The organism is Bacillus sp. FSL K6-3200, assembly GCF_038630485.1.
Taxonomy (GTDB): domain Bacteria; phylum Bacillota; class Bacilli; order Bacillales; family Bacillaceae; genus Bacillus; species Bacillus safensis.
The window spans coordinates 3,533,626-3,557,127 of the sequence record NZ_CP152032.1 but is presented as its reverse complement, the minus strand read 5'-3'; the positions used below and the strand labels follow the sequence as shown (position 1 = coordinate 3,557,127).

The 23,502-nt window shown below is 40.6% G+C and carries 18 protein-coding genes; 16 read left to right on the top strand and 2 right to left on the bottom strand.

Features of this window, described 5'->3' with window-relative positions:
• Positions 1 to 6: 6 nt before the first annotated feature.
• From recA to mutL, 13 genes are all read left to right on the top strand, one after another.
• Entirely contained in the window at positions 7 to 1,050 is a 1,044-nt protein-coding gene (gene recA, locus MHI60_RS18265; protein ID WP_047202210.1) for a recombinase RecA, read from the top strand.
• Between the two features lie 143 nt (positions 1,051 to 1,193).
• Positions 1,194 to 2,369 carry a serine hydrolase domain-containing protein gene (locus MHI60_RS18260; RefSeq protein WP_144485267.1) on the top strand — a complete coding sequence of 392 codons (1,176 nt, stop codon included), beginning with the start codon at positions 1,194 to 1,196 and terminating at the stop codon, positions 2,367 to 2,369.
• Positions 2,370 to 2,602: 233 nt separating this feature from the next.
• Positions 2,603 to 4,165 carry a ribonuclease Y gene (gene rny, locus MHI60_RS18255; protein WP_003211958.1) on the top strand — a complete coding sequence of 521 codons (1,563 nt, stop codon included), beginning with the start codon at positions 2,603 to 2,605 and terminating at the stop codon, positions 4,163 to 4,165.
• An 89-nt stretch (positions 4,166 to 4,254) separates the two neighbouring features.
• Complete coding sequence (locus MHI60_RS18250; protein WP_048239828.1) at positions 4,255 to 5,049, top strand: TIGR00282 family metallophosphoesterase; 795 nt, start codon at positions 4,255 to 4,257, stop codon at positions 5,047 to 5,049.
• Between the two features lie 202 nt (positions 5,050 to 5,251).
• Entirely contained in the window at positions 5,252 to 5,512 is a 261-nt protein-coding gene (gene spoVS / locus MHI60_RS18245; RefSeq protein ID WP_003211281.1) for a stage V sporulation protein SpoVS, read from the top strand.
• Between the two features lie 202 nt (positions 5,513 to 5,714).
• Positions 5,715 to 8,759, top strand: coding sequence for an efflux RND transporter permease subunit (locus tag MHI60_RS18240; RefSeq protein ID WP_144485269.1), 3,045 nt, complete (start codon positions 5,715 to 5,717; stop codon positions 8,757 to 8,759).
• Positions 8,760 to 8,935: 176 nt separating this feature from the next.
• On the top strand, positions 8,936 to 10,000 hold the full coding sequence (tdh, locus tag MHI60_RS18235; RefSeq protein ID WP_111291013.1) for an L-threonine 3-dehydrogenase: 1,065 nt from the start codon (positions 8,936 to 8,938) through the stop codon (positions 9,998 to 10,000).
• The gene (locus tag MHI60_RS18230) at positions 10,000 to 11,178 is read left to right on the top strand and encodes a glycine C-acetyltransferase (RefSeq protein ID WP_144485270.1); all 1,179 of its coding nucleotides are present in this window, start codon (positions 10,000 to 10,002) and stop codon (positions 11,176 to 11,178) included. The genes tdh and MHI60_RS18230 overlap by 1 nt, the downstream gene beginning before the upstream one ends.
• 149 nt (positions 11,179 to 11,327) lie before the next feature.
• A complete protein-coding gene (miaB, locus tag MHI60_RS18225) occupies positions 11,328 to 12,854 on the top strand; it encodes a tRNA (N6-isopentenyl adenosine(37)-C2)-methylthiotransferase MiaB (protein ID WP_144485272.1) in 1,527 nt (508 codons plus the stop codon).
• 1 nt (position 12,855) lies between these two features.
• Positions 12,856 to 13,290 (top strand): RicAFT regulatory complex protein RicA family protein, encoded by a 435-nt coding sequence (locus MHI60_RS18220; RefSeq protein WP_047202216.1) that lies wholly within the window; start codon positions 12,856 to 12,858, stop codon positions 13,288 to 13,290.
• A gap of 467 nt (positions 13,291 to 13,757) precedes the next feature.
• A complete protein-coding gene (gene cotE, locus MHI60_RS18215) occupies positions 13,758 to 14,303 on the top strand; it encodes an outer spore coat protein CotE (protein WP_144485274.1) in 546 nt (181 codons plus the stop codon).
• A 124-nt stretch (positions 14,304 to 14,427) separates the two neighbouring features.
• The gene (mutS, locus tag MHI60_RS18210; RefSeq protein ID WP_144485276.1) at positions 14,428 to 17,007 is read left to right on the top strand and encodes a DNA mismatch repair protein MutS; all 2,580 of its coding nucleotides are present in this window, start codon (positions 14,428 to 14,430) and stop codon (positions 17,005 to 17,007) included.
• Positions 17,008 to 17,028: 21 nt separating this feature from the next.
• Positions 17,029 to 18,924 carry a DNA mismatch repair endonuclease MutL gene (gene mutL, locus MHI60_RS18205; RefSeq protein WP_144485278.1) on the top strand — a complete coding sequence of 632 codons (1,896 nt, stop codon included), beginning with the start codon at positions 17,029 to 17,031 and terminating at the stop codon, positions 18,922 to 18,924.
• A gap of 36 nt (positions 18,925 to 18,960) precedes the next feature.
• Here the strand turns inward: mutL and bslA are convergent, their stop codons facing one another.
• Both bslA and MHI60_RS18195 read right to left on the bottom strand, forming a co-directional pair.
• Entirely contained in the window at positions 18,961 to 19,485 is a 525-nt protein-coding gene (bslA, locus tag MHI60_RS18200) for a biofilm surface layer hydrophobin BslA (protein WP_144470576.1), read from the bottom strand.
• A 123-nt stretch (positions 19,486 to 19,608) separates the two neighbouring features.
• Positions 19,609 to 20,016 (bottom strand): hypothetical protein, encoded by a 408-nt coding sequence (locus tag MHI60_RS18195; protein ID WP_144470578.1) that lies wholly within the window; start codon positions 20,014 to 20,016, stop codon positions 19,609 to 19,611.
• 572 nt (positions 20,017 to 20,588) lie between these two features.
• On the opposite strand from MHI60_RS18195, the gene MHI60_RS18190 reads away from it, so the two are divergent.
• The 3 genes from MHI60_RS18190 (at position 20,589) to MHI60_RS18180 (ending at position 23,432) form a co-directional block, all read left to right on the top strand.
• On the top strand, positions 20,589 to 21,062 hold the full coding sequence (locus MHI60_RS18190) for a CarD family transcriptional regulator (RefSeq protein ID WP_048239848.1): 474 nt from the start codon (positions 20,589 to 20,591) through the stop codon (positions 21,060 to 21,062).
• Positions 21,063 to 21,371: 309 nt separating this feature from the next.
• Positions 21,372 to 22,121: a poly-gamma-glutamate hydrolase family protein gene (locus tag MHI60_RS18185; protein ID WP_095408559.1), complete on the top strand. Its 750-nt coding sequence runs from the start codon at positions 21,372 to 21,374 to the stop codon at positions 22,119 to 22,121.
• Between the two features lie 162 nt (positions 22,122 to 22,283).
• On the top strand, positions 22,284 to 23,432 hold the full coding sequence (locus tag MHI60_RS18180) for a Rap family tetratricopeptide repeat protein (protein ID WP_095408560.1): 1,149 nt from the start codon (positions 22,284 to 22,286) through the stop codon (positions 23,430 to 23,432).
• Positions 23,433 to 23,502: the final 70 nt, after the last annotated feature.

Here is a 23,502-nt window from a genome sequence, read left to right as displayed (position 1 = left end):
AATAGAATGAGTGATCGTCAAGCAGCCTTAGATATGGCTCTTAAACAAATAGAAAAACAGTTTGGTAAAGGCTCTATTATGAAACTAGGAGAGCAAACAGATACACGTATTTCAACAGTACCTAGTGGTTCGTTAGCACTTGATACTGCGCTTGGAATAGGCGGATATCCCCGCGGCCGTATTATCGAAGTATATGGTCCAGAGAGTTCTGGTAAAACGACAGTAGCCCTTCATGCCATTGCTGAAGTTCAGCAGCAGGGAGGACAAGCTGCATTTATTGATGCAGAGCATGCACTCGATCCAGTTTACGCTCAAAAACTAGGTGTCAACATTGATGAACTGTTACTTTCTCAACCGGATACAGGAGAGCAAGCACTTGAAATTGCAGAAGCTCTTGTCCGCAGCGGGGCAGTTGATATTGTTGTTATTGACTCTGTAGCTGCTCTTGTACCAAAAGCAGAGATTGAAGGAGACATGGGTGATTCACATGTTGGTCTTCAAGCACGTTTGATGTCCCAAGCACTTCGTAAACTATCAGGTGCCATCAACAAATCAAAAACAATTGCCATCTTTATTAACCAAATTCGTGAAAAAGTTGGAGTCATGTTCGGTAACCCTGAAACAACGCCTGGTGGACGTGCGCTGAAGTTCTATTCGTCTGTTCGTTTAGAAGTGCGCCGTGCTGAACAGCTGAAACAAGGCAATGATATTATGGGGAATAAAACGAGAATTAAAGTGGTGAAAAACAAAGTAGCACCGCCATTCCGTATTGCGGAAGTAGACATTATGTACGGTGAAGGGATCTCAAAAGAGGGAGAAATCATCGACCTTGGAAGCGAGCTGGATATCGTACAAAAGAGCGGTGCTTGGTATTCTTACCAAGAGGAACGTCTTGGACAAGGCCGTGAAAATGCGAAACAGTTCCTAAAAGAAAATAAAGATATCATGCTGATGATCCAGGAGCAAATTCGCGAGCATTACGGTTTGGATAATAACGGAGTAGCGCAGCCGGAAGCTGAAGAGGCGCTAGAACAATTAGAATTAGAATAAAAATTAAATCAGTATGAAATAATAAAAAAGGCTGGGTGAAAAAACTCAGCCTTTTTTATTTTGCAAAAAACTTTCGACAACTTTTTCAGTACTTCATCCGTCTAAAGTGTACAAAACGGCATTTATTTTGGGAGGAAAAAGTCATGACAAGCCCGACCCGCAGAAGAAATGCAAAACGCAGCCGGAAACAACCAAGTCAGAGGGGAAAAATTGTGCTTGTTTTTTTAGCAGCGATGATTTGCCTAACGATGTGGAATGTGCTTCATCGAAATAGTGAAGAGAAGAACCCGTTTCAAAAAACTGCTGTAGCTTTAGAAAACAGTCAGAAAAAAGAAGTCAAAAGGAAAACCGCCAAAAAATCAGAGGAACAAATCAAAACAGTGGACCGCAATCACAAAATCAGCAGTTATTTAAAGGAGATCGGTTTCAGCGGAACCGCCATGATTGTTAGAAATGGAGAAATCGTAATAAATAAAGGTTTTGGTTATGCAGACCGTAAACGAAAAATTCAAAATAATCCATTGACATCTTTTTATGTCGGTTCGTCACAAAAAGCGCTAATTGCAACCGCTATTTTGCAGCTTGAGGAAAAGGGGAAACTTCAGACAAGTGATCCGGTAAGCACGTATTTACCTCATTTCCCAAACGGTCATACAATTACTTTGAAAAATCTGCTGACACATACATCGGGAATAAACGGACATATTGAAGGAAACGGCGCAATTACTCCGGACGAATTAATAAAAGACATAGAACGTCAGGGAATTAATCGTCAGCCGGGCGTTTGGAGCTACAAGGATTCCAACTATTCTGTTCTTGCTTATATTGTTGCTGAAGTAAGCGGTGAGTCCTATGAACAATATATAAAGAATCATATTTTTAAACCGGCGGGAATGACGCATGCAGGCTTTTACAAAACATATGAAAAAGAACCTTATCCTTCTGTCGGGTATAAGCTGAAAAGCAGCAAAGCGGTTACACCGTATATGCCCGATCTATCTCAGCTGTACGGTGCTGGAGATATTTATATGAGTGCTATAGATATGTACAAATTTGACCAAGCCCTGATAGACGGCAAACTGTATTCGCAGAAGAGCTATAAAAAGATGTTTACGCCAGGAAGCAGCTCCACATACGGAATGGGATTTTATGTTGCTCCTGGTAGCTATTCAAGCCATGGTGTCATGCCGGGCTTCAACATTTTGAACAGCTTTAGCAAATCTGGGCAAACCATCGTTGTTTTGTTCTCAAATATACAAAATAACACTAAACTGGGCCAAGTGAACAATAAAGTATATCAGCTGCTGAATCAAGAATAATTCTGATCTGCTTTTGCAAACGCTAAGATAGCTAGCTTGACAAGTATTTCCGACACAATTACAATGGGAATGTATCACTTGTTTTTCTTAACATGATTGATAACTAATTTAAACTTGACAAGGGCAGTGAGGATCTCATTCCCTGTGAAGGCCCTGTATGTTGAGACACAAAACAATGTACATGCCGACACTTTATTTGTAAAACCAAGTTCATAGCAAGAGGAGGTGAAAATATGTCGCCTACGATGTTTACGATCATCTCCATTTTGCTGAGCCTAATCTGTTTAGTTGTTGGCTACTTTGTTCGTAAAACCATTGCAGAAGCAAAAATATCCGGCGCAAGAAACATGGCCGAACAAATTGTTGAGGATGCAAAGCGTGATGCGGAAGCATTGAAGAAAGAAGCGCTCTTGGAAGCGAAAGATGAAATTCATTCGTTTCGTGTAGAGGCGGAGCAAGAAGTTCGTGAAAGACGTAATGAGCTTCAAAGACAAGAAAACCGTTTACTTCAAAAAGAGGAAAATCTTGATCGCAAAGACGAATCTTTAGATAAACGGGAGTCCCTGTTGGAGAAGAGAGATCATTCTCTGAATGAACGACAACAACATATTGAAGAGATGGAAAGCAAAGTGGATGATATGATTCGTTTGCAGAAAGCCGAGTTGGAACGCATTTCAAGTCTAACTCGAGATGAAGCGAAACAAATCATTCTGGATCAAGTTGAAAATGAGCTTTCCCACGACATTGCAGTCATGACGAAAGAATCTGAAAACCGAGCGAAAGAAGAGGCTGACAAAAAGGCGAAAAACATTCTTTCACTTGCGTTACAGCGTTGTGCAGCTGATCATGTGGCTGAAACAACGGTATCTGTAGTCAATCTTCCAAATGATGAGATGAAAGGTCGTATTATCGGACGTGAAGGACGAAATATCCGTACGTTAGAAACGTTAACAGGTATTGACTTGATCATAGATGATACACCTGAAGCTGTCATACTATCGGGCTTTGATCCGATTAGACGTGAAACAGCGAGGATAGCTCTGGACAAGCTAGTCCAGGATGGCCGCATTCATCCTGCACGAATTGAAGAAATGGTGGAAAAATCACGCCGTGAAGTCGATGATTATATCCGCGAGATGGGTGAACAAACGACATTCGAAGTCGGAGTTCACGGTCTGCATCCGGATCTGATCAAAATTCTCGGCCGCTTAAAATTCCGTACAAGTTATGGACAAAATGTCCTGAAGCATTCAATTGAGGTTGCACATCTTGCAGGTCTCATGGCTTCAGAGCTTGGAGAAGATGCAAAGCTTGCAAAACGAGCAGGTCTTCTGCATGACATTGGAAAAGCCATTGATCATGAAGTAGAAGGAAGCCACGTAGAAATTGGCGTTGAGCTTGCGACGAAATATAAAGAGCATCCTGTTGTCATCAACAGTATTGCCTCTCACCACGGTGACCAAGAACCGACATCTATAATCGCTGTTCTTGTTGCGGCAGCTGATGCATTATCTGCAGCACGCCCTGGTGCAAGAAGTGAGACGCTTGAAAATTACATTCGGAGACTTGAGAAATTAGAAGATATCTCTGAATCTTATGAAGGTGTTGAAAAATCGTTTGCGATACAGGCTGGACGTGAAGTACGTATTATGGTGAAGCCAGATTCAATTAATGATCTTGAAGCTCACCGTCTAGCAAGGGATATTCGTAAGCGAATTGAGGACGAGCTCGATTACCCTGGTCACATTAAAGTGACAGTCATTCGAGAAACTCGCGCAGTAGAGTATGCAAAATAGAGCGGTGCGCTTAGCGCCGCTTTATTTTTTTGTGTAAATATGCAACACTGATAAGAAGATCATTCTAAAAGAGAAAGGGTTCAAAGCGCATGAAAATATTATTTGTTGGAGATATCGTCGGTTCACCTGGCAGAGAGACACTGAAAGAATACTTGCCAAAGCTGAAGAGAAAATATCAGCCGCACTTTACCATTGTCAACGGAGAAAATGCTGCTCACGGGAAAGGTCTGACTGAAAAAATCTATCATGAGCTGCTGCAAGCAGGAGCTGATGTGCTCACAATGGGTAACCATACATGGGATAAAAGAGACATTTTCGATTTCATCGATGACGCAGCCAATATGGTCCGTCCTGCTAACTTCCCGGAAGGTACACCTGGAAAAGGTCTCACGTTTATTAAAAAACAAGGAAAAGAACTGGCTGTCATCAACCTGCAAGGACGTACGTTTTTACCGCCAATTGACTGCCCATTTCAAAAAGTAGATGAATTAATTGCGGAAGCATCCAAACGGACACCGTTTATTTTCATTGATTTTCATGGTGAAGCCACAAGTGAAAAGCAAGCGATGGGCTGGTATACAGACGGGCGTGCATCATGTGTCGTTGGAACGCATACACATGTTCAAACGGCAGATAACCGCGTATTGCCAAAAGGAACTGCGTATATTTCAGATGTCGGAATGACAGGACCTTACGATGGCATTTTAGGTGTTGACCGAGAAACGATCATTAAACGATTCAAAACAAGTCTCCCAGTCCGTTTTGAAATTGCAGAAGGCCGCACGACATTAAGTGCAGTGATCGTAGAAATTGACGAACAGTCGAAAAAAGCTGTCAAAATTGATCGAATTTTGATAAATGATGACCATATTTTCTTTGAATAAATGTTCACATATTTATTTCAGAAAAATATTAATCAGAAAGAAGGAATATGCGCCCTCTATAGTGAATATAGTAAAAATGGTAGGTAGCCTGCTATTTTTGAAAAACATTTTGGGGATGGATTTTCAAAAAAATAGCATCATCTAACAAAGATTGTTCTAATGAACACTCACTTATCCATTGTAAATTTAAGGGGGAGCAGAAATGGAAATTTTAAAAGTTTCAGCAAAGTCAAATCCGAATTCAGTAGCAGGAGCATTAGCTGGCGTTTTACGTGAACGCGGTGCAGCGGAAATACAAGCAATCGGCGCTGGAGCACTGAATCAGGCGGTCAAGGCTGTCGCTATTGCAAGGGGATTTGTTGCGCCAAGCGGAGTGGATTTGATATGCATTCCAGCCTTTACTGACATTCTGATCGATGGAGAAGAAAGAACAGCCATCAAATTGATTGTTGAGCCACGATAATTCTAATTTTATTATTTTCAACCTGCTTACATCATGTAAGCGGGTTGTTTTTGTTTACCGCTATACATTTCTTATATAACATATTCAGTTCGTGAAATAGATAAAAATGACATATTAGAGCTTGCATTTTTTCACCATGATGATAAATTAAGACTAAGTTGAATTTACTTCATCAAAAATAAATATTTAAGTAGGTGAAATAATGTTTGAAGCTTTTTTGAAAAGAGGAAAGCTTGTTTTTATTTTATTTTTTATCGTTCTCATTGCTGGCGGCTATTTATTCGCGCAGCTTCCTAAACGAGAACTGCCAGAATTCGAGGCGAATCTCGTCACGATTTCTACCGTTTTTCCTGGTGCGGATGCAAAACAGGTGGAAAGAGATGTTACCAATAAGCTAGAATCCGTCCTATCTGATATCAATGGTGTAGAGAAAACGAGCTCAGTTTCTGCCATTGGTTTCTCAAATATTGTGATTGAAATTGAGGACAAAGCCGACTTTCAAAAGGTGGCAAGTCAAATTAAGAATGAAACGACAAGTGCTGCGTCGTCTTTTCCTGACGGGGTGATGGAGCCGGAAGTAAAGGATGAATTCGGCAGCGTGCCGGTTGGTTCTTATATGATTGTGTCGAGTCAATCATCGGACTTAGCAAAGAGTCAGAAATCGCTGCGTGCATTGAAGGAAAAAGTAGAGGACATCAAAGGGGTAGACAGTGTCGTTATGAAAGGCTTCAATGACAAACAAGCGGTATTAGACTTAGATTCAAATAAGCTGGAGGGTGAAGGGTTCAATGTAACTGATGTCACAAATGCCATCAATCAGGAATTTGACACATCTCCACTAGGCGATATTCGGGCAGGCAAAGAGAAGGTGAAGCTGTCCATCGATACATATGACCGTTTAAATCAAATCAAAAAGATTGAGCTTTTCTCAAAAACGAAACGAGAGCCGGTCACAATTAGCCAGCTTGGCAGCTTAAAAGAAGTAGAAAAAGAGAAAAGTGATATTGTGTCGTATAACGGAAAGCCCGCCTATTCATTTACAGTGAATATTAAACCAGGGCTTGATATTCCTAAAATGTATGACAAAGTCAGTGATGTCATTGAGAAAGAAAAGCAGCTGCCAAATGGGGTGGAGTGGATAGACTACTATTCACAAAAAAGTGAAGTGGATGCCATTTTCAATGATCTAATGAAAGAAGCCATTGTTGCAGTCATCGCGGTTATTATTGTCACCACACTTGGTCTTACAATTGGCGGGGCGTTTATCGTTTCACTCGCCATTCCGCTATCCATAACAATCGGAACGATTCCGCTGCCATTTTTACAAGTGGATCTCAATCAAATTTCGATTATCGGGTTTATCATTGCCTTAGGGATACTTGTCGATGATGCGATTGTCGTCAATGATAATATTTTAAGACAGATGAAAAAATACGAAAGTCCGCTTAAAGGAACAATTGCAGGGGTGAAAGAAGTCGCAGGGTCCATTTTGACATCAACACTAGCTGTTGTGTTTGCCTTCCTGCCGCTTGTTTTCCTATCAGGTGCAAATGGTTCATTTATTCGGGCATTACCGTCTGTTCTAGTAACGACTGTGCTTGCGTCTATGGTGATTTCGCTGACACTTGTGCCAGTCTATCAATATACTGTGAACCGGAAAAGAAAGAGTAAGAAGAGTCAAAAAGAGCCGGGATTCCTAGGGAAACCATTAAAAAGGCTGGCTGATTTCTATGCGGACCGTGTGCTGAAAAACATTGTGAAGCGGCCGCTCGTTATTGGACTAAGTGGTTTGCTCGTTGCAACGCTTGCCTTTTTACTTATTTTCGTCACACCATTTGAATTTTTCCCTGCGGCGAATAAGAAAGAAGTGGTTGTCACTGTCACGCTTCCAAGTGAAACAACATTAGACAAAACAAATGAAACACTAAAGAAAATAGAACAAGAGATTAAGCAGCAAAAAGGCATTGAAGAAACGGCGGTTTTTGCAGGGGGTGGTGTGCCGAACCTGTTTAATGAAAGTATTTCAAATGCAAGTGACCACACCGGTCAGGTTGTTGTGAGAGTAGACAATGATCAGATGACAAGTAAGATATTAATAGATCGTATGACCGAGCCTTTGCGAGAGAAATTCAAAGAGGCTGATCTCTTTATGAAAACCATTGTTCAAGGGCCGCCAACTGGAGCGCCAGTGACAGTAACGGTTGCCGGTGACTCTTTTTCAAAGCTCATTAATGTCAAAGAAACGCTGACAAATGAAATGAAAGACAAAGGGGCAAGCTTGATCACGGACGATGTCAATAAGCCGGTGAAAACGATCTCCTTTGAATTAAACCGTGAGCGAATGGCAGAGGATGGGCTTAGTGCTCAGTTTGTCAGCAGACAGCTTGGTCTTGTGACAGAAGGGATTCCATTAGGCACCTTTAAACAAGGAACAAATGATATCGATTTAGTGGTGAAACAGGATATAGGCACACATCAAAATGGTTTAAAGCTAAAAGAAATGAAAGTGCCTGTGAATAATAATGAAATCGGTATGCCTCAACTTGAGCCGCTTAGCCGATATGTAAAAGAAAAAGAAACAGAGCAGTACGAAAGCATTCCACATGAAAATGGAGTTCCGACCATTACGCTGAAGGCGTACCCCGGCGCATCAGATTCGTTTAAAGACGATATGAAAGAAGTCGTCAATCAAGTGGGGAAAAGCGCTGCAGCGAAGGATTTGACCATTTCACAAGGTGGAGAAAATGAAAATCAGACCCAGTTCTTTATTGAAATTAGTCTCTTATTTGCAGTAGTCTTGCTGCTCATTTACGTGACCATCGCATTCCAGTTCAATTCATTGATGCTTCCGCTGTTAGTTCTAGGAACGGTATACTTAGCCGTATCAGGAGCCATTATTGGACTGTTTGTCACACAAACACCATTCAGCTTTATGGCAACAATGGGAATTGTCTCATTGGCTGGTATTGTCGTCCGAAATGCGGTCGTCCTATTCGAATTTATTGAGCAAAGGCGGAAGCAAGGGTTTGATCAACAGACAGCTGTAATTGAAGCAGGAAGAGCAAGGATTAGACCGATTCTCTTAACAGCATTTACGGCACTTGTTGCACTAATGCCTGTTGCATTAAGTCATGATCCACTCTTTAAGCCGCTGGCCATCTGCATTGTATCAGGTGTCTTTTTCTCAACAATACTGACATTATTCATTGTGCCAGCACTATATGTTGCCGTTTCAAAAAAACGCTGACGATGAAAGCAAATCTCCGATCGAAAGGAGATTTGCTTTTTTTTTTTAGAAAAATATCCAAAAAAATATGTGGGGTGTGCATTTGTCTTTATCTAGTAGACAGTAGTATTTACGACTAAAATAAGTCGTGTTAAAATCTGATTGGGAGAAGTTTTTTAACAAAGGGGTTGTACGTCATGTGTGGAACGATGAAAGCAATTGTTAAAAAAGAAAGCGCTTACGGAGCGGTGATGATGGAGATGCCGATTCCAGAAATCAAAGATCATGAAGTTTTGATCCAAGTGAAAGCCACTTCGATATGCGGAACAGACGTGCATATTTATAATTGGGATGACTGGGCTAAGGGAAGAGTCAAAGCGCCCTACATTTTTGGACATGAATTTACAGGGGAAGTTGTTAAAGTGGGGAAGCAAGTCTCACGAGCAAAAGTAGGGGAATTTGTATCGGCTGAGACGCATGTTGTATGTAATCAGTGTTATATGTGCTTAACAGGGCAGCAGCATTTGTGCAGTGAAACGAAAATTTTAGGGGTAGACATTGATGGCTGTTTTGCTGAATATGTCAAAGTACCTGAACAAAATGTGTGGCACAATCCAGCTCAAATGCCAGTTGAGCTTGCCTCTATACAAGAACCGCTTGGAAATGCTGTCCATACTGTACTGCATACACCTGTTTCAGGTAAGTCAGTAGCGATTTTTGGCTGCGGACCAATCGGTTTAATGGCTATTGCTGTCGCAAAAGCCTCCGGGGCTGTTCAAGTGTTCGCTGTTGATAAAAATGAATACAGGCTCGATCTTGCCCGAAAAATGGGTGCAGATCATATCGTGGATATTGGAAAAGATGATCCAGTCGCGATGATTAAGCAGCTCACGCGAATGGAAGGGGCAGATGTGATGTGTGAGATGTCAGGTCATCCAGCTGCCATTAATCAAGCACTCGAAGCTTGTGCAAATGGAGGAAAAGTCAATATACTAAGCTTGCCAGAACGGCCAGTAACAATTGATATTACGAATCAAATTGTTTTTAGGGGATTAACCGTGCAAGGGATCACGGGGAGAAAAATGTTTGAGACGTGGCGTCAAGTATCTGAGCTATTAAGAACGAATACCATTGATGTAAAGCCAGTTGTCACTCATACACTGCCATTTGAAGAGTTCGAAAAGGGATTTGAACTTATGCAAAGCGGTACGTGCGGAAAAGTCGTACTGATGATGCCATCATATCAAAGGGGGAAGAAATGATGAAAGAATTCACGTATTTACAAGATGAATTGGAAACAATGAAGCAGCAAGGAACCCACCAAACTTTGAAAGAGATCGAATCAAAACAATCATCCACTGTTACATTAAATGAACAATCTGTTATACAACTCTCCTCAAATAACTATTTAGGCCTCACCTCACACCCAAGGCTAATGAAAGCAGCAAAAGAGGCAATTGATGAATTCGGTGCGGGTACAGGATCTGTACGTACCATCGCCGGCACAATGACGATGCATGAACGTCTTGAAAAAAAGCTTGCTTCATTTAAAAAGACAGAAGCAGCTCTTGTATTCCAATCGGGCTTTACGACCAACCAAGGGGTCTTATCTAGTATCCTGACAAAAGATGATATTGTCATTTCAGATGAACTGAATCATGCCTCAATTATTGATGGAATCCGATTAACAAAAGCAGATAAAAAGGTATACGGTCATTCCAATATGGAAGAGCTGGAGAAGATTTTGAAAAAATCAATGAATTACCGCGTCCGGCTCATCGTTACAGACGGTGTGTTCTCGATGGATGGAGATATCGCGCCACTTCCTGAGATAGTCAGGCTTGCAGAAGCATATGATGCATTTGTGATGGTAGACGATGCGCATGCTTCGGGCGTGCTTGGTGAGAATGGCCGCGGGACGGTCAACCATTTTAAACTCGACGGCAGAGTGCACATTCAGGTCGGGACACTTAGTAAGGCAGTCGGAGTGCTCGGCGGCTATGTGGCTGGTTCAGCGGTTTTAATTGATTATTTAAAACATAAAGCAAGACCGTTTTTATTCAGCACCTCACATCCGCCAGCTGTGACTAGAGCGTGTGAAGAAGCGATTGAAGTGCTGTTAGATGAACCGGAGCGAATCGATACACTTTGGGAGAACGCCGCTAATTTTAAAGAAAAGGTCATCAGCCTTGGATTTCAAGTCGCCCCAACAGAGACACCGATTATCCCAATCATGATTGGAGACGAAGCACTTACTTTTCGTTTCTCAAAGGCTTTAATAGAACGAGGCGTGTTTGCTCAAGGCATCGCCTTCCCAACTGTGGCAAAAGGCAAGGCAAGAATTAGAGCCATCATCACAGCCGAGCACACAAAAGAAGAACTAGACCGGGCACTGACAATCATTGAAGAAGAAGCAAAAAAACTAAACATACTTGATTGAGAGAGCGCAGGCTCTCTTTTTCTTTTTGTGAAAAATGGTTATGACTAATAGGCAATTTTCATAGAAGAACCGTATATGATTTATTTTCAATTCATCACAAAATAGTCTATACTGTAGGGTGGAACTTGGTTTGAAAGGAGTACAAATTCATGAATGAAGAGCAGAGAAAAGCGAGCGGACAAGTAAGTTCATCGGACAAAAAATCCGAGAAGGACTACAGCAAATATTTTGAAGCTGTGTACATTCCGCCTTCCTTAAAAGATGCAAAAAAACGGGGTAAAGAAGAAGTCGAATACAATCAATTTCAAATTGACGAGCAGTTTCAAGGGTTAGGGAACGGCCGCAAGTTTTATATTCGCACATACGGCTGTCAAATGAATGAGCATGACACAGAAGTGATGGCTGGTATTTTTATGGCGCTTGGCTATGAACCAACAAACTCAACGGAAGATGCGAATGTCATCTTATTAAACACTTGTGCGATTCGTGAAAATGCGGAAAACAAAGTGTTTGGAGAGCTTGGTCATTTAAAAGCATTAAAGCGTGAAAAGCCAGATTTAATTTTAGGTGTCTGCGGATGTATGTCCCAAGAAGAATCTGTCGTGAGCCGTATTTTGAAGAAACACCCATTTGTTGACTTGATTTTCGGCACGCACAACATTCACCGCCTGCCAGAGCTGTTATCTGAATGCTACCTTTCAAAAGAAATGGTCATTGAGGTTTGGTCAAAAGAAGGCGACGTGATTGAGAACCTTCCGAGAGCCCGTCAAGGTAAAATCAAAGGCTGGGTGAACATTATGTACGGCTGTGATAAATTCTGTACATACTGTATCGTGCCTTACACGCGCGGCAAGGAAAGAAGCCGCCGCCCAGATGAAATTATTCAAGAGGTCAGACGTTTAGCGGCAGAAGGATATAAGGAGATTACCCTTCTTGGTCAAAACGTGAATGCATATGGAAAAGATTTTGAAGATATGGAATATGGTCTTGGCCACCTGATGGATGAGCTGCGAAAAATTGATATTCCGCGTATCCGTTTTACAACAAGTCACCCGCGTGATTTTGATGATCACTTAATCGAAGTGCTTGCCAAGGGCGGAAACCTTCTCGATCATATTCATCTGCCAGTTCAATCGGGAAGTTCTTCTGTGCTGAAGCTTATGGCGAGAAAATATGACCGTGAGCGTTACCTTGATCTTGTACGCAAAATCAAAGAAGCTATGCCGAAAGCTTCATTAACAACGGACATTATTGTTGGATTCCCAAATGAAACAGATGAGCAGTTTGAAGAAACCCTTTCGCTTTATCGCGAGGTTGAGTTTGATGCCGCTTATACGTTCATTTATTCTCCAAGAGAAGGAACACCGGCAGCAAAAATGAAAGACAACGTGCCAATGCATGTGAAAAAAGAACGTCTCCAGCGCCTAAATGCACTTGTGAATGAAATTTCTGCGAAAAAAATGAAGGAATATGAAGGGCAGATTGTCGAAGTATTAGTAGAGGGTGAAAGTAAAAACAACCCTGAGATCCTAGCCGGATATACAAGTAAAAGCAAGCTTGTGAATTTTAAAGCACCAAAAGAAGCGATTGGCAACATCGTCAAAGTGAAAATCACACAAGCCAAAACTTGGTCTCTTGACGGAGAAATGGTTGGAGAAGCTATCGAGGTGAATTAAAATGACACTTTATTCAAAGAAAGAGATTGTCGAGCGCGCAAGAGAGCTCGCTAAAATGATTTCTGAAACTGAAGAAGTTGATTTCTTCAAAAAAGCAGAAGCGCAAATCAATGAAAACACAAAAATTTCAACGATTATTAATCAAATTAAGGCGCTTCAAAAACAAGCTGTAAATTTAAAACATTATGGCAAACATGAAGCATTAAAACAAGTCGAAGAAAAAATTGATGCCCTGCAGGAAGAACTGGATGACATCCCAGTGATTCAAGAATTCAAAGAATCACAAACAGAAGTCAATTCCCTGCTTCAGCTTGTAGCGCACACGATTTCGAATCAAGTAACAGATGAAATCATTCTTTCAACCGGCGGTGATCTCTTATTAGGAGAAACCGGTTCAAAAGTGAAAAACTCATCACCAAGTTGCTCCATTAAATGAGAAAACCCCGCAGATGCGGGGTTTTTATTATATGAAATATATGTTATTTGTATTTTGCTACTGCATCAACAACAAAATGTTGATGCAGTAGCCCTTATATTTCGTAAAAAATAAATATTATATTGAAGTGTTATCAACTAAAAATTAATTGATTTTACAGATTAAAAGATTTGAATTGAAGCTCAATACTTAATCCAAAAATATTTATTATAATATTAAATTGTTTCATAAGATCTCCTCCTTATATAAAGAAGGGCTACTAACTTTATTACATCAAATTACACCATTTCAGTCAACTCCAAATCTCTCACTCTCCAACTTTTCCAATTTTCAAGGCAAGTTTATGGGCGACCATGCATACACTGAAACAGAAATGAATTTAATTGAACATGAAGTTCAAAATCGTGACACACTAGACGAATGCCCAGCATAAGATAAAACGATCAAGAACAAGGAGGCATGCCGGAATGTCTGAATACAGAGAAATTATTACAAAAGCGGTGGTTGCAAAAGGGAGGAAATTCACCCAAAGCACACACACCATTTCTCCATCGCAAAAACCAACCAGCATCCTAGGTGGTTGGATCATTAATCATAAGTATGATGCTGAAAAGGTCGGTAAAACCGTTGAGATCGAAGGAACATTTGATATTAACGTATGGTACTCTTACGCTGACAACACGAAAACAGAAGTCGTCACAGAGCGTGTGAAGTATGTAGACATCATTAAACTGAGATATAAAGATAAGAATTTCCTTGATGATGAGCACGAAGTGATTGCGAAAGTGCTGCAGCAGCCCAACTGCTTAGAAGTGACCATTTCTCCAAATGGCAATAAAATTATCGTTCAGGCAGAGCGTGAATTCATTGCTGAGGTAGTCGGTGAAACAAAAATTGTTGTAGAGGTCAATTCAAGCTGGAAAGAAAAAGATGATCACGAGTGGGAAGAAGAAGTGGATGAGGAGTTAGAGAATATTCATCCAGAATTCCTAGCAGGTGATCCAGAAGAGTAATGAATGACTAGGGCGCATATCCCCCTAGTTTTTTTGTGCCTGTACTAGGAGAAAAAAGGTGATTTTTTATGCTATAATATTAGATGGTATGAATTCGAAAGTAATATAGTGAGGGATTAGAAATATGGCAAGTTATACGCCCATGATACAGCAATATTTAAAGATCAAGGCAGATTATCAAGATGCCTTTTTATTTTTTCGCTTAGGCGATTTTTATGAGATGTTTTTTGATGATGCAAAAGAAGCCGCGCAAGAACTAGAAATTACGTTAACAAGCAGAGACGGCGGAACAATTCCAATGTGCGGCGTTCCTTATCATTCTGCTTCTGCATACATAGAACAGTTGATTTCAAAGGGCTACAAAGTCGCCATTTGTGAGCAGGTGGAAGACCCTAAAACGGCAAAAGGTGTAGTCAAAAGGGAAGTCGTTCAACTGATTACACCAGGTACCGTCATGGATGGTAAAGGATTAAGTGAAAACGAGAACAACTTTATCGCGTCTGTTACCAGCTTTCAAAATGGGTACGGTCTTGCGCTGTCTGATTTATCAACAGGTGAAAACATGGCGGCTTTCATCGATCGATTAGATGAAGTCGTATCAGAAATTTATTCTGTCGGTGCAAAAGAAATTGTGGTGTCAAAGCAGCTGGATGAGGAAACAGTCAAAACCCTTAAAGAACGCTGCCAAGCGACTATTTCATACGAAGATAGTGATGAATTATTAGATGAAGCTGAACGGCTCGTTTCCCATCTTGACGAAAAGTTGAAAACGTCATTTTTAACACTATATGCCTACTTAAGAAGAACGCAAAAAAGAAGCTTGGATCACCTTCAGAAAGTTCAAGTGTTTGAGCTTGAACAAACGATGAAAATCGATCTTTACTCAAAACGAAACCTTGAATTAACAGAAACCATTCGTTCAAAAAGCAAAAAAGGCTCTTTATTATGGCTGTTAGATGAAACAAAAACAGCGATGGGCGGCAGACTGCTCAAGCAATGGATCGACCGGCCGCTCATCCGTCTTTCGCAAATCAACGAGCGTCAGGAAATGGTGCAGATTTTGATGGATCATTTCTTTGAGCGAGAGGATCTGCGCGAACGATTAAAGCAAGTATACGATCTTGAGCGTCTAGCGGGCCGCGTAGCTTTTGGCAACGTGAATGCCCGTGATCTCATCCAGCTCAAGGAATCCTTAAAACAAGTACCGGATATTAAACAACTCGTTCATTCATTACCAGAGGAAATGGCAAAATCAAGAGCGAATGAGATTGATCCTTGTGGCGACTTGCTGGAGTTATTAGAAGATGCACTTTATGAGAATCCGCCGATCACGATAAAAGAAGGCAATTTGATTAAAGATGGCTACAATGAAAAATTAGATGAATACCGTGATGCCAGCCGAAACGGAAAGGACTGGATTGCACGGCTTGAACAGCAGGAAAGAGAATATACCGGCATTCGCTCCTTAAAAGTCGGGTTTAATAAAGTGTTTGGTTATTATATCGAAGTGACACGCGCAAATACACATCTGCTGGAGGAAGGGCGTTATGAAAGAAAACAAACGCTTGCCAATGCAGAGCGGTATATCACACCTGAATTAAAAGAAAAAGAAGCACTGATTCTTGAAGCAGAATCAAATATTAACGAATTGGAATATGAACTATTTGCAGCTCTCAGGGAGCAAGTGAAAGGCTATATTCCTAGATTACAGCTGCTTGCAAAACAAATGAGTGAGCTGGATGCGCTTCAATGCTTTGCGACTGTCAGTGAAAAGCGCCGTTATATCCGTCCGGAATTCTCAGAGGATGACGTGGATGTCAAAGATGGCCGTCACCCTGTCGTTGAAAAAGTGCTGGATCACCAGGAATATGTACCGAATGACTGCCATATGGGAAAAGGCAGACAAACCTTACTCATCACTGGACCGAATATGTCAGGGAAAAGTACGTATATGAGACAAATGGCTCTCATCTCGATTCTTGCACAGATTGGCTGCTTTGTACCTGCGTCAAAGGCGACGCTTCCAATCTTCGATCAAATCTTTACGCGTATTGGTGCAGCAGATGATTTGATTTCTGGTCAAAGTACTTTTATGGTAGAGATGCTCGAAGCAAAAAATGCGATGGTGCACGCAACGAAAAACAGCTTGATTTTATTTGATGAAATTGGACGCGGGACAAGCACCTATGATGGAATGGCTCTTGCGCAGGCGATCATTGAATTTGTTCATGATCATATTGGAGCTAAAACCCTATTCTCTACACATTACCATGAGCTCACGGTCCTTGAATCTCAATTAAGCGAGCTGAAAAATGTTCATGTGCGAGCTGAAGAGCATGAAGGCACGGTCGTTTTCTTACATCAAATCAAAGAAGGTGCAGCTGATAAAAGCTATGGTATTCATGTAGCGCAGCTTGCTGAATTGCCTGATGCCATCATTAATAGAGCCCAGACCATCTTAACTGAGCTTGAGAGCGGATCACATGATGTGACCCCGCACGTCGTATCTGCAGCACCAAAAGCAGAAAAGACTGAAGAAAAACAGCAGCTATCTTTCTTTGAAGTAGAAGAAAAACCGCAGACAAAAGCTGCCTTAAAACAGAAAGATCAAGCGGTCATTGACGAATTAAAGTCATTCAACTTAATGGATATGACGCCGCTTGACGCCATGACAAAGCTGTATGAATTGCAAAAGAAATTATAATGTAAGGTGAGGTGAGCAGAAATGGCAAAGATTATTCAGTTATCCGATGACCTATCCAATAAAATTGCTGCAGGTGAAGTGGTCGAGCGTCCGGCTTCTGTTGTAAAGGAGCTTGTGGAAAATGCGATCGATGCAAAAAGTACAGTGATTGAAATCGATGTAGAAGAAGCAGGTCTTTCTTCTATAAGGATTATTGATAATGGTGTTGGAATCGATGCTGAAGATTGTAAGCTCGCCTTCCAGCGCCATGCAACGAGTAAAATCAAAGATGAAAATGATCTGTTTCGTGTTAGAACGCTCGGATTCAGAGGAGAGGCGCTGCCAAGTATTGCATCCGTCTCTCATCTAGAAATGAAAACAAGTACTGGCGAAGGAGCTGGGACACACTTAGCTTTGCAAGGCGGGAAGATCATTTCAGAGAAAAAAACCTCTGGCCGCCGCGGCACCGAGATTGTGGTCACCAACTTATTTTACAATACGCCAGCCCGTCTAAAATACATGAAAACCGTTCATACGGAACTTGGCAATATATCGGATGTAGTCAATCGAATTGCGCTAGCTCATCCCGAAGTATCGATCCGTTTGCGTCATCAAGGGAAAGTCCTGCTTCAGACAAATGGAAACGGAGATGTGCGTCATGTACTAGCAGCCATTTACGGGACAGCTGTGGCCAAAAAAATGCTGCCGCTTCACGTACAATCACTTGATTTTGAAGTGAAAGGATATATTTCCTTACCAGAAGTGACGAGGGCATCACGAAATTATATGTCTTCTGTTGTAAACGGCCGATATGTCAAACATTTTCCGCTTGTGAAAGCGATCCATGAAGGATATCACACGCTGCTTCCGATTGGCCGCCATCCAATCACATTTATTGAGATGAAGATGGATCCAATTTTAGTGGACGTGAACGTTCATCCTTCGAAGCTTGAAGTGAGACTAAGTAAAGAGCAGGAACTTCATGAGCTGATTAAACAAGGAATTAAGGAAGTATTTCAAAAGCAGCAGCTCATTCCAAGTGCTTCAGTGCCAAAAAAAGCACCAATGCCAGCTGTGAAAAATGAGCAGCAATCCTTAACCTTTGATGCGAAACAAAGGAACTCAAGCCCAGCGGAAACACCAGTAACCTATCAGGCGGAGCCGCACGAGTCGGTCGTATATGAGACAAGTCATACCGATGCATACGGAATGCCTAAACAAGAGAAGACAGAAGCATCATCACCAGTATTTTATGAAGAAACCTCATCTGAGCGTGTTCATTTAGAGGAATCAGCGGCTTCACTTGAAGAGACGGTACTGCACGAAGAAGTGACAGAAACGATTCCTGAAAATGAGCGCGTCCCTGTGATGTATCCAATTGGGCAAATGCATGGCACATATATTTTGGCCCAAAATGAACGAGGGCTTTATATCATCGACCAGCATGCAGCTCAAGAGCGAATCAAGTATGAGTATTATCGTGAGAAGGTGGGAGAGATCGAACAGGAAGTGCAAGAAATGCTCGTCCCCTTAACATTTCACTACTCTAAAAATGATATGCTGATTATTGAAGAGCATAAGGATATTCTAGCGAAAGTGGGGGTCTTCTTAGAGCCCTTTGGTTCAGGAAGCTACATCGTTCGGTCGCATCCGCAGTGGTTTCCAAAAGGTGAAGAAGCTGAACTGATCGAAGAGATTATAGAGCAAGTGCTTAATGAAAAGCGTGTTGATATCAAGAAACTGAGAGAAGAAGCGGCAATTATGATGAGCTGTAAAGGATCAATCAAAGCAAATCGTCATTTGCGTCATGATGAAATCAAAGCTTTATTAGATGAACTCCGGCAAACGAAGGACCCATTCACCTGTCCGCACGGCCGGCCGATCATTATTCATCACTCCACTTATGAAATGGAAAAAATGTTTAAACGGGTGATGTGATATAAAAAAAGCGCTCTTAAAAGAGCGCTTTTTTATTTAGCATCCGCAAGGATCTGGCGGTGTGACCACAACTGGCCGTGTATTAATATCAATCGTATCTTCTGCATAAAATGTGGAACCGATGCTGATTGCTCGATTTTCTGCACGGAACGTGTATGTACCTGCAGCAGGAAGTACTTTATGTGAAAGCTTTAATGTATATTTGGAAATTCCAAGTAAATCCAGTCTGAGCGGAATACGAACTGTTTGTCCGTTGTTCAAAATATAGCTGTCTTTTAATGCTTTGCCGTTCATAATGTCTTTAGTTGTTGCTTGGAAACCCTTTGGCAGAGTGAACTCAACCGCACCAAGACTTAGAATAGAATTTGGGCTGTACGTCAGCTCAATGTCAGAAAAAGACCATTCCTGCTTACTTGCTCCTGTAATTTTTGCGTAAAGTGCAGCTGGTTTTGCATTGGTTGTTGCTTTGCCGGCTTCCTCAGCAGATGCAGAAAGCGGTACTGACAGCGCCATAACCAATGTGAGCATCCCCATCATAAGAATCGTCCATGTTTTTTTCATTTTTTCCTTCCCCCTTGTTGAATATAGGTAAATAATAGATGATTACACCCATTATTTACCTATAATGTTACCATATTACCATATGGTATTAAATGGGATATTATACCCTTATTTTGTCATTCTTTAGTAATAGCGGGGAAATAGCGCATTTGGTTGATTCATTCCGTAATAATGGCCTGCCATTTGCTGGTTTGTTGGCATCATCATGTGGTGCATATCTTGATATCCGTATGGATGGTGTGGCATCATCCCATATCCACCATAATGGCCTAGATGATGGTGATCCTTCATTGGAATATGCTTTGAAAAGTAATCATGCTGATTTGGAAACGTTGAATAGGGTGAATGATGATGTGGATGGTGCGCGTTATACACATCTTTTTTGCCGCTATGATAATGGTTTGGCATATTCATATGATCATGCATGTTTGGCGCAATCATATGCTCATGATTGGCTGTATACACATTTTCAAATGTGTGATAGGGATTTTCTTGGTGATAATGATTCATTTGGCTGTTCATATCGTTCATGTATATCTCATCCTTTATGTCAGGTTGCCATATCCTATGAGACAGAACTGCTTCATGAGCCTATCCATATGAAAGAAAAAAAACCGGCTTTTCAGCCGGGAAAAGGAAAAGCAGGTAAAGCGTCAAGCCTTAAATTTCGAAGCGATGTCTTCTTCTACGACGCTTTTTACATCTGCTGCAGACACTTTTAGGAAAATAACAGGGATCGTAGCTTCGAGAGGTATCCCAAAAATCGCTCTCAAACCATTTATCTTTTTTATGATGAAACTTTTTTTCTTTACATGGATCCTCATGGCAATGATCGTCATGCTTTTTATGGCAGTGTGAGTGGGAATGTTTGCACTTGCATTTGCACATTGTCATCCCTCCTAAATGTGACTCAATGCTAGTATATGCAAGAAAGAGTCATGGGGACTGGATGTTCTCGCTTCTTTTGTAAAAAAAGGCTTTTTCTGAAATAATTCAAATAAAAATAATTGACTAGTGCTAAAATAACATGATAAAATATAAATTTTTATCCTCTGATGAAATGTGTTATAATGATATTGTGAATACTTTCGGAGGTGGCGGATTTGTTTCAAATAGGTGATAAAATTGTTTATCCAATGCATGGAGCCGGTGTGATTGAAGGAATGGAAGAAAAAGAGATTTTAGGTAAGACGCAGGAATATTTTCTGATTCAAATGCCGAATATGCAGATGATGGTCCCAAAAGGCAGAATCAATCAACTAGGTATACGTCCGGTTGCAGATCAAGCAACGCTGAAAGTTGTGATGAACAATTTTGCAGAAGAAACAAACGACGACACGCTTACTTGGAAGCAAAGATATGATGAAAATCTGAAGAAGCTAAAAACAGGTGCGATCGAAGATGGTGCAGACGTTGTCAAAGATCTAATGAGACGAAATCAGAAGAAAGCATTGAATTCAAGTGAAAAGAAGATGCTTGAAGATGCTAGAGGCATGTTAGTGAGTGAGATTTCACTTGCACAGGGACTAACGCAAGATGAAGTAATGTCAGCTTTAGAAAATGAATTAAGAATATAATGACGATATACAGAGACTGGCTGTAAATAGAAGGGGACACTCCTTTTGTTTACAGCTTTTTTGTTTGAAAAAAGAGGAATATTTCCATTTTTGTAGGTGGTTTTAACTAAAATTGAAATGAGGTCATACGATTTAGTTTTTATGTGCACAACAAAAATTCAAAGACCTCTGAAATACCTAGGATGATATGAAAAACAGGTAAGTTCTCCTGATTCATTCAAATGAGCCTTACAACCTTTGAATTTTCTAAGCCATTAATAGTAAAATATTGCGGTAAGATGACACCTAAGAGAAAAAAGGAGCGGTGAAATGAAAAGGCTACTAATATGTGGATTCATCTTTCTAATCCTGTGTGCTCTTTTAATGGTGAAATGCAGCCATTCTGTTCAAGAAAAAAAAGAGCAAAAGCAGCATCATCAAGAGGTAGAAAAGTATCAAAAAGAGCGAAAACAAGGCGATCAATATGAAAACTTTAAACAGCTCATGCGATATGAAAGAGATGGTTATGAAATAGAATTTCACGAAAAGGGCGGAAGTGATTTACTTGTATTTTCTCCTCATGGAGGTGAAATTGAACCAGGAACAAGTGAAATTGTAGAAGCCTTTCAAGAAAGGTACTCTACGTATTTGTTTGAAGGTACGAAGCAAGACAATAACCGGGACCTGCATATCACGAGTACCAATTTTGATGAACCCATTTTGGTTCAAATGATTAAAACGTATCCCTTTTCAATTTCCATCCACGGCTATAAAAGTGATAAAAGACACACGCTCGTTGGCGGCACAAATGAAAAAATGCAAAGAGCGGTAGTGCGAGAACTAAAAGATCGGGGATTTTCCGCAGAAATGGTACAAAAAGGCGAACGGCTTTCTGGTACAGATCCCAAAAATATAAATAATCAAAATGCGAGTGGTGAAAGTGTTCAGCTAGAAATTAGTACAGCGCAAAGAGAAGCTTTTTTTGACAATTTTGATACGAGAAAAGGAAAGAAAAAAGCATTCAGACGTTATACCAATGCGTTAAAAGAAGTACTAAGAGAATTCGATCCGTCTTCTTAAAAAAGTTTTGATGGGCAAAAGTACTCTATTTAAACTTGGTAAAAAAGATAGGAATATGCGATTTGAACATAAAATATGTAATAACTTACAATTTGCCTTGAAAACATAAATTATGTAAAATAATAGTTATCAGTTTGATATGATAGAATGGGGCTGAAGTGGATGGCACACAAAATACCATCTTCCGAAGTAGGTGTAAAGATCAATCAATGGTACACGCATATTTGCAAATTTGAAGTTGAACAGGCTAACGGCATGAAGCGCCTTGTTGAAGAAGAAATTCATGATATGGAAGAGGATCAAGATTTACTCCTATATTATTCTCTAATGGATTTTCGTCATCAAATGATGCTTCAGCACTTAGCGCCAGTCCATGCAGGGAGTGAAACGCTTCAAGCAGTGTCCTTTCCTAAAGAAATTGACGATGCAGAAGATGAGATGACAGGCTTACTCGGCTATTATTTTCATTTTTTTCATGGAATGTATGCGTTTATCCAGCGCCGGTATATCGAGGCCATTTCATATTACAAGCATGCGGAACATCAACTGATTTTAGTGACAGATGAGATTGAAAAAGCAGAATTTTACTATAAAATCGCAGAAGTATACTATCATATGAAACAAACCTATTTCTCCATGCACTATGCTAAAAAGGCGAGAGACATCTATAAGAAACATCAGCTTTATGGAAAGAGAAGCATTCAATGTGATTTTGTCATGGCAGGTAATTGGATTGATGTCAATCAGTATCAAAAAGCGCTTCCTTATTTAGAAAAAGCGTTAAAGGTCTGTGAAGCGATGGAACAAAAAGAATGCACATCTTACTTTAAAGCGATGGCTCTTAATAACTTAGGCACTTGTCATTATAGTATGGGAACATACCATACAGCGACTGTCTTTTTTGAACAAGCCATTTCACTTTATCAGAAAGATCAAGCATCTACGATGATCAAATCGTTGTTTTCACTTGCCCTCACTTGTTTTAAACTCGGAGATATCAAGCGGGCAGGCGAGGCCATATCTACAGGAATGAACGAGGCTTATGTATTGGAAGATGAAATTTATCAATTGAAATTCCAATTTTTGCAAGCTCTCTATATAGAGAAAGACGGCTGTGAGCAATTGAGGTCAGCACTTTTTGGTCTGAGAAATAAAAAAATGTTTGCTGATTTAGAGGAATTAGCACTTGATGCGGCTAATTATTATAAGGAACGCGACATGTACAAGGAATCCTCCACTTTTTTTGAGATTGTGATCGAAGCGCGTACGCACATTCAAAAAGGAGATGAGATGTATGAGAACGAAGCATAACATGTCAGCTGCTCAAGTAGATGAAAGACTTCACACTTAAAAACGAGACAAACAACACCCTTTACGCATA

What these genes read in the sequence shown, in the direction of transcription:
- recA (WP_047202210.1), top strand. Translation starts at nt 7, where the DNA reads ATGAGTGATCGTCAAGCAGCCTTAGATATGGCTCTTAAACAAATAGAA.
- MHI60_RS18260 (WP_144485267.1), top strand. Translation starts at nt 1,194, where the DNA reads ATGACAAGCCCGACCCGCAGAAGAAATGCAAAACGCAGCCGGAAACAA.
- rny (WP_003211958.1), top strand. Translation starts at nt 2,603, where the DNA reads ATGTCGCCTACGATGTTTACGATCATCTCCATTTTGCTGAGCCTAATC.
- MHI60_RS18250 (WP_048239828.1), top strand. Translation starts at nt 4,255, where the DNA reads ATGAAAATATTATTTGTTGGAGATATCGTCGGTTCACCTGGCAGAGAG.
- spoVS (WP_003211281.1), top strand. Translation starts at nt 5,252, where the DNA reads ATGGAAATTTTAAAAGTTTCAGCAAAGTCAAATCCGAATTCAGTAGCA.
- MHI60_RS18240 (WP_144485269.1), top strand. Translation starts at nt 5,715, where the DNA reads ATGTTTGAAGCTTTTTTGAAAAGAGGAAAGCTTGTTTTTATTTTATTT.
- tdh (WP_111291013.1), top strand. Translation starts at nt 8,936, where the DNA reads ATGTGTGGAACGATGAAAGCAATTGTTAAAAAAGAAAGCGCTTACGGA.
- MHI60_RS18230 (WP_144485270.1), top strand. Translation starts at nt 10,000, where the DNA reads ATGAAAGAATTCACGTATTTACAAGATGAATTGGAAACAATGAAGCAG.
- miaB (WP_144485272.1), top strand. Translation starts at nt 11,328, where the DNA reads ATGAATGAAGAGCAGAGAAAAGCGAGCGGACAAGTAAGTTCATCGGAC.
- MHI60_RS18220 (WP_047202216.1), top strand. Translation starts at nt 12,856, where the DNA reads ATGACACTTTATTCAAAGAAAGAGATTGTCGAGCGCGCAAGAGAGCTC.
- cotE (WP_144485274.1), top strand. Translation starts at nt 13,758, where the DNA reads ATGTCTGAATACAGAGAAATTATTACAAAAGCGGTGGTTGCAAAAGGG.
- mutS (WP_144485276.1), top strand. Translation starts at nt 14,428, where the DNA reads ATGGCAAGTTATACGCCCATGATACAGCAATATTTAAAGATCAAGGCA.
- mutL (WP_144485278.1), top strand. Translation starts at nt 17,029, where the DNA reads ATGGCAAAGATTATTCAGTTATCCGATGACCTATCCAATAAAATTGCT.
- bslA (WP_144470576.1), bottom strand. Translation starts at nt 19,485, where the DNA reads ATGAAAAAAACATGGACGATTCTTATGATGGGGATGCTCACATTGGTT.
- MHI60_RS18195 (WP_144470578.1), bottom strand. Translation starts at nt 20,016, where the DNA reads ATGAACGATATGAACAGCCAAATGAATCATTATCACCAAGAAAATCCC.
- MHI60_RS18185 (WP_095408559.1), top strand. Translation starts at nt 21,372, where the DNA reads ATGAAAAGGCTACTAATATGTGGATTCATCTTTCTAATCCTGTGTGCT.
- MHI60_RS18180 (WP_095408560.1), top strand. Translation starts at nt 22,284, where the DNA reads ATGGCACACAAAATACCATCTTCCGAAGTAGGTGTAAAGATCAATCAA.